Origin of the sequence: Variovorax sp. WS11, from assembly GCF_010499245.1 — a bacterium.
Lineage (GTDB): Bacteria > Pseudomonadota > Gammaproteobacteria > Burkholderiales > Burkholderiaceae_C > Variovorax.
This window is the reverse complement of record NZ_JAAGOW010000001.1, coordinates 1,408,517-1,423,140: the sequence shown is the minus strand read 5'-3', so window position 1 is coordinate 1,423,140 and position 14,624 is coordinate 1,408,517. Positions and strand designations below refer to the sequence as shown.

Genomic DNA, 14,624 nt, shown 5'->3' with positions numbered 1-14,624 from the left:
TGTGCGGATGCCACAATCCTCCCCTATGCGACTCCCCTACGAACTGCAGCTCGGCTGGCGCTACACCCGCGCCGGACGGGCGACGCGGCGCAACGGCTTCATCTCCTTCATCTCCGGGGTCTCCATGTTCGGCATCGCGCTGGGCGTGGCGGCGCTGATCATCGTGCTTTCGGTGATGAACGGCTTCCAGAAAGAGGTGACCGACCGCATGCTCGGCGTGATCTCGCACATCGAGATCTTCTCGCGCGACGGCCAGGCGCTGGCCGACATCGACGCCATTGCCGCGGCGGCGCGCAAGAACCCCAACGTGGTCGGCGTGGCGCCCTTCATCGCCGCGCAGGCGCTGATCGCGCGCGGCGAGGACATGAAGGGCGCGCTGGTGCGCGGCATCGAGCCCTCGCTGGAGCCGCAGGTGACCGACATTTCCACCACCGCGCAGAAGGGCGCGCTGGCGAAGCTGGTGCCGGGCGAGTTCGGCATCGTGCTGGGCGTCGAGCTGGCGCGCTCGCTCTTCGTGCAGGTGGGCGACCAGGTCACGCTGATCGCGCCGGGCGGGCAGGTCACGCCGGCCGGCGTGGTGCCGCGGCTGAAGCAGTTCACGGTGGTCGGCACCTTCGACTCCGGCCACTACGAGTACGACTCGGCGCTGGCGATGATCCACGAGCAGGACGCGGCGCGCGTGTTCCGGCTCGAAGGGCCCAGCGGCCTGCGCCTGAAGCTCAAGGACCTGCATCGGGCGCGCGAGGTGGCCGAGGAACTGGCCGTCACGCTGCCAGGAGAGTTCCTGATCCGCGACTGGACGCGCCAGAACAAGACCTGGTTCGCGGCCGTGCAGGTCGAGAAACGCATGATGTTCATCATCCTCACGCTGATCGTCGCGGTCGCGGCCTTCAACCTGGTCTCGACGCTGGTGATGACGGTGACCGACAAGCGCGCCGACATCGCGATCCTGCGCACCCTGGGCTCGAGCCCCAAGAGCATCATGAGCATCTTCGTGGTGCAGGGCGCGATGGTGGGCGTGATCGGCACGCTGGCCGGGCTGCTGCTGGGCCTGGGCATCGCCTACAACATCGACGTGATCGTGCCGGCGCTGGAGCGGCTGTTCAACGCGCGCTTCCTGCCGCAGGACATCTACCTGATCAGCAGGATGCCCAGCGATCCGCAGCAAGGCGACATCCTGCCGATCGCGCTGATTTCGCTGGCGCTGTCCTTCGTGGCCACGCTGTACCCGAGTTGGCGCGCGAGCCGCGTGAACCCGGCGGAGGCGCTGCGCTATGAATAAGGCCCCCACGCTCGGCACTGGCGTGTCCTCGCTGCCCTCCGAGGGGGCGGCCATCGGCTTGGGGCAGCCTGGCGATCGCGCTGTCTTGCAGGTGAGAGGCCTGACCAAGCGCTTCCACGAGGGTCGTATCGACCTCACGGTGCTGCACGGCGTCGACCTCGACGTGCGCGCCGGCGAGACGCTGGCCATCGTCGGCGCCTCGGGCTCGGGCAAGAGCACGCTGCTGCACCTGATGGGCGGGCTCGATGCGCCCACCGCCGGCAGCGTGGAGCTGCACGGCAAGAACATCGCGCATGTCGATGCGGCCGAGCAGGGCCGGCTGCGCAACGCGCACCTGGGCTTTGTCTACCAGTTCCACCATCTGCTGCCCGAGTTCAGCGCCCTCGACAACGTGGCGATGCCGCTGAAGATCCGCCGCACGCCGCCGCAGCAGGCCGCCGAGGCCGCCGCCGCGATGCTGGCCGCCGTGGGGCTGGCCGAGCGGGTGCATCACCGCCCGGCCGAGCTGTCCGGCGGCGAGCGCCAGCGCGTGGCGATCGCGCGCGCGCTGGTGACGCAGCCCGACTGCGTGCTGGCCGACGAGCCCACCGGCAACCTCGACCGCAACACCGCCGACGGCGTGTTCGCGCTGATGCTGAAGCTGGCGCACGAGCGCCGCACCGCCTTCGTGGTGGTCACGCACGATGAAGGGCTGGCCAAGCGCTGCGACCGCGTGCTGCGGCTGGCGGCAGGGCGGCTGGACAACGGGCACTGAGGCGTGCACAAGCCGGGGCTTCGGAGGCCCGGTGCCCTCAGTCCCGCCCTCTCCCAGAGGGAGAGGGAGTCAGGAGTCATGCCGGTCAGCGATTCAGCGCGTTTGGCATTACCCATACGGCAGGTAAATCACATTTACCAATTAAACCGGTATTTCTCAATTACCCGTCCTATGAGTAAGATGCGAGTTATCCGTCCCATAGGCAAAAGCCATGCGCCAGGTCCTCTCCACACCCTCCCAGCTCGGCCCGCTCCTCAAATCCGGTCGCCGGGCCGCAGGCTTGTCGCAAACCGAGTTGGCCAGGCGCATGGGCATCAGCCAAAGCCGCATCTCGCACATGGAGCTCCATCCGGAATCGGTGAGCCTCGACCAGTTGCTCACGCTCTTCGGCCTGCTCGGCATCGAGCTCATGGTCCAGTCGAAGTCGGGCGCGCCTCCAGTGCAGGAATGGTGAGGCATGGGCCGTAGATCCCATTCGCAGGCCCTGTCCATCTGGGCCAACGGCGAGCGTGTCGGGGCCTGGCGGATCCCCGCGCGCGGCGAGCCCGAGCTCGTCTACGACCCCGCATGGATGGCTTCGCCGGCCGGGCGCCCGCTGTCCTTGTCGCTTCCGCTGGCGTCGGGCGGGCTCAAGGGCGCCGTCGTCAACAGCTATTTCGACAACCTGCTGCCTGACAGCCGCGCCATCCGCGAGCGGCTCGCCACGCGTTTCGGGACGGCCTCCACGGACGCGTTCGAACTGCTGCGGGCCGTGGGACGCGATTGCATCGGCGCCATCCAGCTGCTCGCCGACGACGAGGCGCCCGCGGACCTCGGGCAGATCTCCGGCACGCCGATGTCGGTCGACGACGTCGAGGCCCTGCTCCTCCAGACCGTGACCCCGGGCCGCCTCGGCGGCTTGCTCGAGGAGGCGGACGCGTTGCGCATCTCGCTGGCCGGCGCGCAGGAAAAGACCGCGCTCCTGTGGCACGACCAGCAGTGGATGCGGCCGCACGGCGCGACGCCGACGACGCATATCCTGAAGCTGCCGCTGGGGCTCGTGGGGCATCGGCAGGCGGACTTCAGCACCTCGGTGGAGAACGAATGGCTCTGCCTGAACATCCTCCAGGCCTACGGCCTCGCGGTGCCCCGCTGCGCCATCCTCAGCTTCGGCACGCAGAAGGTGCTGGCCGTCGAGCGCTTCGACCGGCAGCTCCATTCGTCGGGACGGTGGCTGATGCGCTTGCCGCAGGAAGACTTCTGCCAGGCGCTGGGCGTGCCTTCGCACCTGAAGTACGAGGCGGACGGCGGCCCGGGCGTGCTGGACCTGGCCAGGATCCTGCGGCAGTCGGTCAACGCGCGCGAAGACCTGCGGACCCTGCTCGCCTCGCAGCTGATCTTCTGGATGCTCGCCGCACCGGATGGCCACGCCAAGAACTTCAGCATCCATCTGCTGCCGGAGGGGCGCTTCAGGCTCGCGCCGCTCTATGACGTCATGTCCATCTGGCCGGTGGAGGGCGCCGGCCCCAACCAGTTCTCGCGACATGACGCCAAGCTGGCGATGGCTGTGATGGGGAAGAACAGGCACTACCGGCGATCGACCATCCAGCGGCGCCACTTCAATGCCACGGCGCGCCTGTGCGGCTATGGGCCTGATGCGGAGGACATCGTGGCCTCCGTGCTCGGGCGCACGCCCGGGGTCATTGCGCGCATGGAGGCGCAGTTGCCTGCCGGCTTCCCGCCGAAGGTGGCGCAGCCCATCCTGCGCGGGCTGGCCGCGTCCGCGCAGGCACTGGAGGCCATGCCCAGGGAATAGGGGAGTAGGGCTCAGGCCTCGAGGAACAGGGCCGGGTCCACCATGGTGCGGTTCAGCATCACCGACCAGTGCAGGTGCGGGCCGGTCACGCGCCCGGTGGCACCTACCGCGCAGAAGCGCTCGCCGGTCTTCACCATCTCGCCCGGCTTCACGTCGCTGGCGCTCAGGTGGCAGTACATCGTGAGCAGCCCGCCGCCGTGGTCGAGCCAGACGGTGTTGCCGTTGAAGAAGTAGTCGCCGGTGTCGATCACCCGGCCCGCCATCGGTGCACGCACCGGCGTGCCGGTGGCCGCCGCGATGTCCATGCCGCTGTGCGGATTGCGCTTCTCGCCGTTGAACACGCGCCGCAAGCCGAAGGAGCCCGAGCGCCGCCCCGGCACCGGCACCTGCATGCGCAGGTCGCCCTGGGGCAGAGGTTCTGTGAACGTGGCCATCACCGTCTGCAGGTGGGCGCGCTCGCGCTCGTAGCGCGCCAGGTCCTCGGCCGACAGGTCGACCTGGCCCGGCGCCACCTTGAGATGCTGCTCGCGGTAGCGCTTGGGCGCGATGACATAGGGCAGTTCGCTCGTGCCGCCGTCCTCCCGCAGCACCCGGATGCGGGCCTCGCCCGGCTCCGCGGACAGCGGGATGCCCACCAGCGCACCCCAGTCGATCGCATCGCCCAGCACCAGCAGCGGCACGTCCTCTTCGGTGCGCGCCTGCGGCCGCCTTGCGGCCGGTCCCAGGGAGAGGCGGGCGATGCCGCCGGGGACTTGCAAGGCGCGTGGCCACGACTGCGGGCTCTGGGTCGCCTGCGCGGCCGGCAGGGCCATCAGCCCGAGTGCGCCCAGCAGGACATCGCGGCGATCCTGGCGCATTGGGTTCAGGCCTTGGGCTTGTAGGCCACCACGTCGATCTCGACCTTGGCGTCGACCATCAAGCGCGCCTCGGTGGTCGAGCGTGCCGGGAAGTTGCCGTTGAAGTAGCCCATGTAGACCCGGTTGAAGGCACCGAAATCGCGCGCGTCATGCAGCCACACGGTGCACTTGCACACGTCCTCCAGCGTGGCGCCGGCCAGCGCCAGTGCCGACTTGATGTTCTCCATCACCTGGCGCGTCTGCGCCTCGACGCCGCCGACCACGATCTCGCCCTTCGCATCTGCCGGCACCTGGCCCGAGACATAGACGAAATCGCCGGCGCGAACGGCTGGGGAGAGGGGGCGGATCTGGCGGTCCGAGGCGTTGGGCGAGACACCGAGGTATTCGAGCGGCATGGGGAGCTCCTGAGGTCAAAGAGAGGGGATGAAGGTCGGCAGGACCGACGCATTTGAAATTCTATTTCAGTAAAAATCCAGAAACACAGGGTTTACACCCATGTCTTGGCCTGCTTGTTGCTTCAAAGTCCGGCCCGAAGAGAAAGTTTTTTTCATTTCACAGCCCCACGAAGGAGTTCTACATGCAGACCCCCGGACGCCGAAGCGGCCAGCCCGCATTCTCGAAGCGCAGCCTGCTCGGCGCGTGTTTGCTGGCGTTCGCCGGCCTGGCCGCGATGCCGGCGCAGGCCCAGGGCGCGCGCAACTTCGCGACGCTGGCGATGGTGGCCGAGCCCCAGACGCTGGACCCGATGGCCTCCACCGCGGACCTGGTCGGCACCATCATGCAGCATGTGTACGAGCCGCTCTACACCTTCGACGCCAAGTGGAACGTGGTGCCGATGCTGGCGGAGGGCATGCCGAAAATCTCGGCCGACGGCAAGACCTACGCCATCGCGATCCGCAAGGGCGTGATGCTGCACAACGGCCGCGAGCTGAACGCGGACGATGTGGTCGCCAGCCTGCAGCGCTGGATGGACCAGTCGCCGCGCGGCAAGGCCGTGGCCAAGGAGATCGAAAGCCTGAAGGCGAAGGGGCCGCTGGCCGTCGAGGTGGTGCTCAAGCAGCCCTATGCGCCGCTGCTGGCCCAGTTCGCGTTGCCCAGCGGCATGGCCGCGATCATGGCCAAGGACTCGATCGCGCAGCCGCTGAAGGACTTCGTCGGCACCGGTCCCTACAAGTTCAAGGAGCGCCGGCCCGACCAGTACGTGCTGCTGACCAAGTTCGACAAGTACAGTGCGCGCAAGGAAGCCCCCAACGGCTACGGCGGCAAGCGCGAGGCGGCCATCGAGGAGCTGCGCTTCGTGCCGGTGCCCAATGCCAACACCCGGGTCGAGGGTGCGCTTGCCGGCCAGTACGACTTCGCCGACCTGCTGCCCACCGAAGCGCTGCCGCGGCTGGAGAAGGCCGCGGGCAAGACGCTGCCGATCATGACGCCGGCCTTCGGCTTTCCCTACCTGGTGTTCAACACCAAGGAAGGCGTGATGGCCAGCCAGCCGGTGCGCCAGGCGGTGCAGGTGGCGCTCGGCGAGGGCGAGATGCTGGCGGCCGGCTTCGGCGACACGCGCTTCTTCGTCGCCGAGGGCAATCACTTCCCCAAGGGCTCGCCCTTCTACGCGACCGGCGGCACCGAGCTCTACAACCAGCGCAACGCCCCCAAGGCCAAGGAGGCCGCGGCCAAGGCCGGCTACAAGGGCGACCCGATCCGGGTGCTGACCAGCCGCCAGTACGACTTCCACTACAACATGGCGCTGCTGATGGCCGAGCAGCTCAAGCGCGCCGGCTTCAAGGTCGACCTCAACGTGGTCGACTGGGCCACGCTGGTGCAGCGGCGCAACGACCCGAAGCTGTGGGACGTCTACGTCACCCACTCGGGCCAGTTCCCCGAGCCCATGCTCTCGCCGCCGCAGTTGGGCGATGGCGCGCCGGGCTGGTGGGATTCGCCGGCCAAGAAGGCCGCGCTCAGCGCCCTCAACGTGGAGGCCGACCCCAACAAGCGCGGCGCGCTCTGGGGCAAGGTGCAGCAGGTGGTCTATGACGAGGTGCCTTACGTCAACGTCGGCAAGTTCAACGGCCTGTCGGCGAAGAGCCCGGCGCTGGACAACTACCAGCCGATGACCTGGCCCTTCTTCTGGAACACCCGGATCAAGTAAGCCCGCGCCGGCATCGCCAACATGGTCCGCTATCTCTCCTCCCGCCTGGCCGGCATGCTGGTCGTGCTCGCCATCGTCGCGGTGCTGGTCTTCATCCTGACGCGCGCTGCCTCGGGCGATCCGGTCTCGGTGCTGCTGGGCGACCAGGCCACCGCCGCCGACATCGCCCGCGTGCAGAAGGAATACGGCCTCGACAAGCCGCTGCCCGTGCAGTTCGGCTACTGGCTGCGCGAAGTGCTGCAGGGCAACCTCGGCCAGTCGATTTTCCTGCAGCGCCCGGTCACGCAGGCGCTGATGGAGCGCGCCGAGCCCACCACGCTGCTGGCGCTGATGGCGGTGGCGATCGCGGCGCTGATCGGGCTGCCCTGCGGCATCGTCTCGGCGGTGTTTCGCGGGCGCGTGGTGGACCAGGTCTTCACCGGCATCGCGATGCTGGGCGCCAGCATCCCGAGCTTCTGGCTGGGCATCGTGCTGATCCAGTTCTTCGCGGTCTCGCTGGGTTGGTTCCCGGTCTCGGGCTATGGCGCACCCGATGCGCCGTTGGCCGAGCGCCTGCATGCGCTGGTGTTGCCGGCCACGGTGCTGGGCCTGCTGAACTCGGCGCTGATCATCCGCTTCACCCGCGCTTCGATGCTCGACGTGCTGGGCGAGGACTACGTGCGCACCGCGCGCTCCAAGGGCCTTTCGGAAGGCACGGTGGTGCTGAAGCATGCGCTGCGCAATGCGCTGGTGCCCATCGTCACCGTGCTCGGCCTGACCATCGCGCTGATGATCGGCGGCGCCGTCGTGACCGAGACGGTGTTCGGCCTGCCGGGCGTCGGCAACCTGGTGGTGAACGCGGTGCTGCGCCGCGACTATCCGGTGATCCAGGGAGCGCTGCTCGTGATCGCCGCCATCTACGTGCTCATCAACTTCTCGATCGACCTGCTCTACGCCGTGGTCGATCCCCGCGTGAAGATCTGACCGCCATGCAAATACCAAGAATGCTCCGCCAACTGATGCTTCGCCGCATCGTGATGGTCTCCGCCCTGGTGCTGCTGGTGATCGCGGTGCTCGCGCTGGGCGCGCCCTGGTTCGCCTCGGCCGATCCCAACGACACGGCGGTGCTCGACCGGCTCAAGCCTCCCAGCGCCGCGCACCTGATGGGCACCGACGAGCTGGGTCGCGACATGTATGCGCGCATCGTGCACGGCGCGCGCTACTCGCTCGCCATTGCGGCGCTCACGGCGCTGGGCTCGGTCGTGCTGGGCACCATCCTCGGGCTCATGGGCGGCTTCTTCCGCCGTCTCGACGCGCCGCTGATGCGGGTGGTCGACGCGATGATGTCCTTCCCCGACATCCTGCTGGCGATCGCCCTGGTCGCTATCCTCGGGCCCTCGCTGGTCAACGTGGTGCTGGCGCTGGTGCTGGTCTACACGCCGCGGGTGGCGCGGGTGGTGCGTGCCTCCACGCTGGTGGTGCGGGAACTGCTCTTCGTCGAGGCGGTGCGCGCGCTGGGCGTGCGCACCTCGCGCATCCTGTGGCGCCACATCCTGCCCAACCTGATGTCGCCAATCCTGGTGCAGGTGTCCTTCATCTTCGCCTACGCGATCCTGGCGGAGGCGGGCCTGTCGTTTCTCGGCGTCGGCGTGCCGCCCGAGATCCCGACCTGGGGCACCATGGTCGCGAGCAGCCAGCAGTATGCGGACCGGGCCTTCTGGGTCGTGCTGTTCCCGGGGCTCGCGATCATCTTCACGGCGCTCTCGCTGCAGTTGCTGGGCGACGGCGTGCGCGACCTGCTCGACCCCAAGCTCAAGAAGGCGGCCTAGATGAAAACGTCCACGTCGGGGCGCGATCACGCCGGCGGGGTGCTCTGCTCCGCGAATGTCCCCCGGCGCGGCCTAGGGCCGCAAGCCTCCTCCTTTATTTCGCTGCGCAGAGCACCCCGCCGGCGTGATCCGTCACGGCGGTGGTGCATCGGCCCGCACGACACGGCATGGCCTCGGCACGCGCCCCGGACCGCAAAACCTCGAGCGCGACCGCGCAGCGGAGCCATTGAATGACGACCACCACCCCTCGCCTGACGGTCAACAACCTGAGCACCAGCTTCCCCACAGAAGACGGCCTGGTCCGCTCGGTGGCCGACGTGAGCTTCTCGATCCAGCCCGGCAAGACCACCGCGCTGGTCGGCGAGTCCGGCTCGGGCAAGTCGGTCACCAGCCTGACGCTGATGCGCCTGCTGCCCAAGACCGCCAACGCGCAGGTGTCGGGCCAGACCGCCTTCGTCACCCGCGACGGCCGCACGGTCGACCTGCTCGGCCTGCCCGACCGCGAGATGCGGCGCCTGCGCGGCAACGAGCTGTCGATGATCTTCCAGGAGCCGATGACCAGCCTCAACCCGGTCTTCACCATCGGCGAGCAGATCGCCGAGAGCGTGCGCCTGCACAACGGCCTGGACCGCAAGGCCGCGCTGGCGCATGCGCTGCGCATGCTGGAGCTGGTCGAGATCCCGGCCGCGGCGCGGCGCCTGCACGAGTATCCGCACCAGCTCTCCGGCGGCATGCGCCAGCGCGTGATGATCGCGCTGGCCATGGCTTGCGACCCGACGCTGCTGATCGCCGACGAGCCGACCACCGCGCTCGACGTCACCATCCAGGCGCAGATCCTCGAGCTGATGCGCAAGCTCCAGGCCGAGACCGGCATGAGCATCCTCTTCATCACCCACAACCTCGGCGTGGTGGCGCACCACGCGGACGACGTGGTCGTGCTGTATGCGGGCCGCGTGGTCGAGCGCGCGCCGGTGCGCCCGCTGTTCGCATCGCCGGAGCATCCCTACACGCAGGGCCTGCTGGCCTGCCTGCCGGGCAAGGCGCAGGCGCGCGGCGAGGGCCGGCCCAGGCGCCTGTTCGCGATTCGTGGCCAGGTGTCGAGTCCGCTGGCGCCTCCGCCGGGCTGTGCCTTCGAGCCGCGCTGCGACCAGGCGATCGAGGCTTGCAGGCAGGCGATGCCGCCGCTCATCGATACGCAAGAGGCCCGGCAGGCCCGCTGCATCCGAGTCCCCGCGGCCCAGCCGCTGGCGAGGGCCGCATGAACCCCACAAGCATGACCACCGCCGCAGCGCCCCTCATCGAGGTCCGAGGCCTCAAGAAATACTTCGGCACCGGCGAGCGCCCCGTGCGCGCCGTCGACGACGTCTCCTTCGCCATCCGCCCCGGCGAGACCCTGGGCCTGGTCGGCGAATCGGGTTCCGGCAAGAGCACCATCGGCCGGACGCTGCTGCGCCTGGTCGAGCGCACCGAAGGCGAGGTGCTCTACCGCGGCGACGACATCGGCAAGCTCGCCGCCGGCCCGCTGCGCCGCCTGCGCAGCAAGCTGCAGATCATCTTCCAGGACCCGTACGCCAGCCTCAACCCGAAGATGCGCATCGGCGCCATTCTCGGCGAGGCGCTGGCCACCCACGGCCTGGCCAAGGGCCCCGGCGAGCGCGAGCGACGCATTGCCGAGCTGCTGGAGACCGTGGGCCTGCGGCCCGAGCATGCCAGCCGCTTCCCGCACGAGTTCTCGGGCGGCCAGCGCCAGCGCATCGGCGTGGCGCGTGCGCTGGCGGTGGAGCCCGAGTTCATCGTGGCCGACGAGCCGCTGTCGGCGCTGGACGTTTCCATCCAGTCGCAGGTGATCAATCTGCTGGCCGACCTGCGGGAACGCCTGTCGCTGACCATGCTTTTCATCTCGCACGACCTGGACGTGGTGGAATACCTGTGCGACCGCGTGGTCGTGCTCTACCTGGGCAAGGTGATGGAAGTGGCCGAGACCCGCGAGCTCTTCGAGCGCCCGCAGCACCCCTATACGCGGGCGCTGCTGGCCGCCAGCCCCAAGCCCGATCCGCTGGTGCCCAACGAGCGCGTGGCGCTCAAGGGCGACATTCCGAGCCCGATGGCGCCGCCTTCGGGCTGCGTCTTCCGCACGCGCTGCCCGCATGCCATCGAGGCTTGCGCGCAGACCGTGCCGCCGCTCGATGAACTGTCGCCGGGGCATTTTTCCGCTTGCATTCGCAAGGATCTGATCCACCATGAGCCGCCGGGCCGCTCCCAAGGCGAAACCGTAGCGCGCAGCGCGGAGGTGATTTGAATGACCACTGAGAACGAACTCTTCGACCCGATCCTCGACACCCGCTTCAAGGGCTACCCGCGCACCCAGCCGCCGAAGCGCCGCAGCGAGATCGGCCAGGCCGGCTGGCATGTGCTGGCCGGCGACCTGCCGCTGCCGCTGGCCGTGCTCAAGCGCGAGGCGCTCGAGCACAACCTGGCATGGATGCAGGCGCGCGTGCGGCAGTGGGGCATCGACCTCGCGCCGCACGGCAAGACCACCATGTCGCCGCAGCTGTTCCGCCGCCAGCTCGATGCCGGCGCCTGGGGCCTGACCTTCGCGACCGTCACGCAGCTGGCGGTCGGCGTGGCCGCCGGCGCGCACCGCACACTGATCGCCAACCAGGTGATGAGCGACGAAGACCTGGCCGGCATCCAGCTGCTGCTGCACGCGCACATCGACCTGCGCGTGGTCTTCCTGGTCGACTCGCTCGCGCAGCTCGGGCTGATCGAGGCCTGGGCCGAGCGCCACCACGAAAGCCTGCCCTTCGAGGTAATGCTGGAGATCGGCGTCGAGGGCGGACGCACCGGCTGCCGCACGCAGGAGGAGGCGGTCACGGTGGCCACCGCCCTGCGCCAGAGCAAAGCGGTCCGGCTGGTGGGCATCGAGTGCTACGAGGGCCTGGCCGCCACCGGCGAGAGCGGCGCCGACACCGCCTACGCCAACGCGCTGATGGATCGCGTGGAAGCGGTGGCGCGCCACTGCGACACGCACGGCCTGTTCGAAGGCGACGAGGTGATCGTCTCGGCCGGCGGCTCGGCCATCTTCGACCTGGTGGCCGGCCGCCTGAAGCCGGCGCTCAAGGCCGGCGTGCGCGGCATCCTGCGCTCGGGTTGCTATGTCACTCACGATCACGGCTTCTACAAGCGCATGCTGAGTGCCGTGGACCAGCGCCTGGGTTGCGATTGTGGCGAGAGCCTGCGGCCCGCGATGGAAGTCTGGGCCATGGTGCAATCGTGCCCCGAGCCAGGGCTTGCCATCCTCGCCGTGGGCAAGCGCGACATCTCCTTCGACCTCTCGCTGCCCGTGCCCATCGCGCGCGCCGCGCGCGGCAGCCTCGTGCCCGAGGGCGTGCCCGCCGACTGGAAGATCACCGGCCTGAACGACCAGCATGCTTACCTGCGCTGGGACGATGCCGCATCGCCGCAGGCGCCTGCGGTCGGCGACCGCATCGGCCTGGGCATTTCGCACCCCTGCACCACCTTCGACAAGTGGCACTGGATGCCGGTGGTGGAAGAGGACTTGCGCGTGAGCGACGCGGTGGCCATGCATTTCTGAAGCGGTCCATGCCTCAGTCCCTGCTCCAGAAGATGGCCGAGGTGCGCAACAGCGCACCGTCCACGCGGCGTGCCATCCTCGACCTGATCCTCGAGGACCCCGACCGCGTGCTCGAGGAAAGCTTCGAATCGCTGGCCGAGCGCTCGCGCAGCTCGGTGCCCACCATCATGCGCACCTGCCGCGACCTCGGCTTCGCGGGCCTGCGCGAGTTCAAGCTCGCGCTGGCGCAAGAGCTGGCGCTCGGCGGCTCGCCCCTGCACCGGCGCGTCAACATTGCCGACACGGCCGACGAGGTGGTGGGCAAGATCGCTCGCAGCGCCGCGGCCTCGGTCTCCGGCGTGCGCAGCCAGCTCGACATGGCGGTGCTCGACGGCGCCGTCGGCGCGATTGCCGCGGCGCCGCACGTGGACCTGTACGGGGCCGGCGCCACCTCCTGGTTCATGGCCAACGACCTGCAGGCGCGCCTGTTCCGACTCGGCCTCTCGGCCAACGCCTGGGCCGACTACCACCTGCAGCAGGTGGCGGGCGCGGCCCAGCGCCCGGGCGGCGTGGTGATCGCGATCTCGCACGTGGGCGGCATGCCCTCGCTGCTGGACGCGGTGGACATCGCGCGCGGGCAGGGCGCGAAGGTGGTGGCGCTCACCCGGCCCGGCACCGCGCTGGCGGCGCGGGCCGATTTCCTGCTGGGCCTCTCGGTGCCCGACGACGCGGTGATGCACGTGGGCATCGACGCCTACCTCACGCACCTGACGACGATCGAGATCCTGACCGTGCTGGTCGCACAGCGCCGCGGCGAACCGGCAGTGCAACGGCTGCAGCGCGCGCGCGAAGCCTTCCAGCGCCACGGCATCGATGCCAGCACGCATCCGCTGCAGAGCTGGGATGGCGGAGGAGTCAAGCATGGCTGACGAACACGAAGGCAAAGGCGCCACCCTGCTCGAAGCCGGTCTGATCGTCGACGGCTCCGGTGGCCCGAGCTGGACCGGCGATGTGCTGCTGATGGGCGACCGCATCGCGGCCCTGGGCGAGGGCCTGCGCCAGCGCCTGCCCGAGGGCATCGCAGCGGACGATCTGCAAGTCATCGACTGCCGTGCCAAGGCCATCGCCCCGGGCTTCATCGACGTCCACACGCACGACGACGCCATCGTGCTGCGCGACCCGCTCAACCTGCCCAAGGTCTCGCAGGGCATCACCACCGTGGTCACCGGCAATTGCGGCATCTCGCTCGCGCCCTACCGCACGCCGCAGGCGCAGCCGCCGCTCACGCTGCTGGGCGCCGATTCCTTCCTGCACGCCACCATGGCCGAGTACCGCGCCGCGGTCGAGGCGGCGCAGCCGGCGCTCAACGTTGCCGCGCTCGTCGGGCACACGACGCTGCGCTTCGCCTCGATGGACGCGCTGGACCGCGCCGCCACCGGGGACGAGCGCGCGCGCATGGGTGCGCTGCTCGAGGACTGCATGCGCGAGGGCGCGCACGGCCTCTCTTCCGGCCTGTTCTACGAGCAGGCCTTCGCCGCGCCGGCCGAAGAGGTGATGGCGCTGGCGCGCATCGTGGCGCGGCACGGCGGCGTGTATGCCACGCATCTGCGCAGCGAGATGGAAAGCATCATCGAGGCCATGCACGAGGCCGGCGACACCGCGTTCAGCGCCGGCGCGCCGCTCGTGATCTCGCACCACAAGTGCGCCGGGCCCGCCAACTGGGGCCGCACCCGGCAGACGCTCCCGCTGATCGATGCGCTGGCCGAGCGCCAGGACATTGCGCTCGACGTCTACCCCTACGTCGCCGGCTCCACCGTGCTGCGCGAGGACCTGGTGGACGGCGTGATCGACATCCTCATCACCTGGTCCGATCCGCACCCCGGCATGACCGGCCGCATGCTGGCCGACATCGCGCGCGAGTGGGGCGTGGACCAGAAGGAGGCCTGCCGCCGCTTGCAGCCCGGCGGCGCCTGCTACTTCCAGATGAACGAAGAAGACGTGGAGCGCGTCATCGCCCATCCGCGCACCATGATCGGCAGCGACGGCCTGCCGCACGACCGCCATCCGCATCCGCGCCTGTGGGGCGCCTTTCCGCGCGTGTTCGCGCGCTACTGGCGCGACCGGCAGCTCTTCACGCTGGAGCAGGTGGTGCACAAGATGACCGGCATGACGGCGCGCAACATGCGCATCGCGGACCGTGGTCTGCTGCGCGCGGGCGCGATGGCCGACGTGGTGGTGTTCGACCCGCGCACCATCGCCGACACCGCCACCTACGACCGGCCGAAGAGCGCGAGCGTGGGCATCGAGCGGGTGTTCGTGAACGGGACGTGTGCCTTCGTCGGCGGCGAGCAGGAGCCTGCCGTGCGCGCGAGGGAGGGGCGGATGCTGACGCGCGGGTGAGCGGCAGC

Annotated in this window: 14 protein-coding genes; 12 read left to right on the top strand and 2 right to left on the bottom strand. The window is 69.4% G+C overall.

Annotation, left to right across the window (positions count from 1 at the left end; genetic code table 11):
- The first annotated feature begins 25 nt into the window (after window positions 1-25).
- The 4 genes from GXN78_RS07215 to GXN78_RS07200 all read left to right on the top strand — a co-directional run bounded on the left by GXN78_RS07215 (window position 26) and on the right by GXN78_RS07200 (window position 3,831).
- On the top strand, window positions 26-1,282 hold the full coding sequence (locus GXN78_RS07215; RefSeq protein ID WP_106557906.1) for a lipoprotein-releasing ABC transporter permease subunit: 1,257 nt from the start codon (window positions 26-28) through the stop codon (window positions 1,280-1,282).
- Window positions 1,275-2,036 carry a lipoprotein-releasing ABC transporter ATP-binding protein LolD gene (gene lolD, locus GXN78_RS07210; RefSeq protein WP_106557905.1) on the top strand — a complete coding sequence of 254 codons (762 nt, stop codon included), beginning with the start codon at window positions 1,275-1,277 and terminating at the stop codon, window positions 2,034-2,036. Before GXN78_RS07215 ends, lolD begins: the two co-directional genes overlap by 8 nt.
- A 211-nt stretch (window positions 2,037-2,247) precedes the next feature.
- On the top strand, window positions 2,248-2,490 hold the full coding sequence (locus GXN78_RS07205) for a helix-turn-helix domain-containing protein (RefSeq protein ID WP_106557904.1): 243 nt from the start codon (window positions 2,248-2,250) through the stop codon (window positions 2,488-2,490).
- Between the two features lie 3 nt (window positions 2,491-2,493).
- The gene (locus GXN78_RS07200) at window positions 2,494-3,831 is read left to right on the top strand and encodes a type II toxin-antitoxin system HipA family toxin (RefSeq protein ID WP_106557903.1); all 1,338 of its coding nucleotides are present in this window, start codon (window positions 2,494-2,496) and stop codon (window positions 3,829-3,831) included.
- 11 nt (window positions 3,832-3,842) lie between these two features.
- Here GXN78_RS07200 and GXN78_RS07195 read toward each other — a convergent pair whose 3' ends face one another.
- Together GXN78_RS07195 and GXN78_RS07190 are read right to left on the bottom strand one after the other, a co-directional pair.
- On the bottom strand, window positions 3,843-4,688 hold the full coding sequence (locus tag GXN78_RS07195) for a peptidoglycan DD-metalloendopeptidase family protein (RefSeq protein ID WP_106557902.1): 846 nt from the start codon (window positions 4,686-4,688) through the stop codon (window positions 3,843-3,845).
- 5 nt (window positions 4,689-4,693) lie between these two features.
- Entirely contained in the window at window positions 4,694-5,083 is a 390-nt protein-coding gene (locus GXN78_RS07190) for a RidA family protein (RefSeq protein ID WP_106557901.1), read from the bottom strand.
- Window positions 5,084-5,265: 182 nt separating this feature from the next.
- On the opposite strand from GXN78_RS07190, the gene GXN78_RS07185 reads away from it, so the two are divergent.
- From GXN78_RS07185 to GXN78_RS07150, 8 genes are all read left to right on the top strand, one after another.
- On the top strand, window positions 5,266-6,834 hold the full coding sequence (locus GXN78_RS07185; protein ID WP_106557900.1) for an ABC transporter substrate-binding protein: 1,569 nt from the start codon (window positions 5,266-5,268) through the stop codon (window positions 6,832-6,834).
- Between the two features lie 21 nt (window positions 6,835-6,855).
- Entirely contained in the window at window positions 6,856-7,797 is a 942-nt protein-coding gene (locus GXN78_RS07180) for an ABC transporter permease (protein WP_106557899.1), read from the top strand.
- Between the two features lie 5 nt (window positions 7,798-7,802).
- Complete coding sequence (locus tag GXN78_RS07175; protein ID WP_106557898.1) at window positions 7,803-8,642, top strand: ABC transporter permease; 840 nt, start codon at window positions 7,803-7,805, stop codon at window positions 8,640-8,642.
- Between the two features lie 230 nt (window positions 8,643-8,872).
- Window positions 8,873-9,904, top strand: coding sequence for an ABC transporter ATP-binding protein (locus GXN78_RS07170; RefSeq protein WP_106557897.1), 1,032 nt, complete (start codon window positions 8,873-8,875; stop codon window positions 9,902-9,904).
- Entirely contained in the window at window positions 9,901-10,941 is a 1,041-nt protein-coding gene (locus GXN78_RS07165; RefSeq protein ID WP_275407561.1) for an ABC transporter ATP-binding protein, read from the top strand. The genes GXN78_RS07170 and GXN78_RS07165 overlap by 4 nt, the downstream gene beginning before the upstream one ends.
- Window positions 10,942-12,237 (top strand): amino acid deaminase, encoded by a 1,296-nt coding sequence (locus GXN78_RS07160; RefSeq protein ID WP_106557896.1) that lies wholly within the window; start codon window positions 10,942-10,944, stop codon window positions 12,235-12,237.
- Window positions 12,238-12,245: 8 nt separating this feature from the next.
- Window positions 12,246-13,145, top strand: coding sequence for a MurR/RpiR family transcriptional regulator (locus GXN78_RS07155; RefSeq protein WP_106557895.1), 900 nt, complete (start codon window positions 12,246-12,248; stop codon window positions 13,143-13,145).
- Entirely contained in the window at window positions 13,138-14,616 is a 1,479-nt protein-coding gene (locus tag GXN78_RS07150; RefSeq protein ID WP_106557894.1) for a D-aminoacylase, read from the top strand. Before GXN78_RS07155 ends, GXN78_RS07150 begins: the two co-directional genes overlap by 8 nt.
- Window positions 14,617-14,624: the final 8 nt, after the last annotated feature.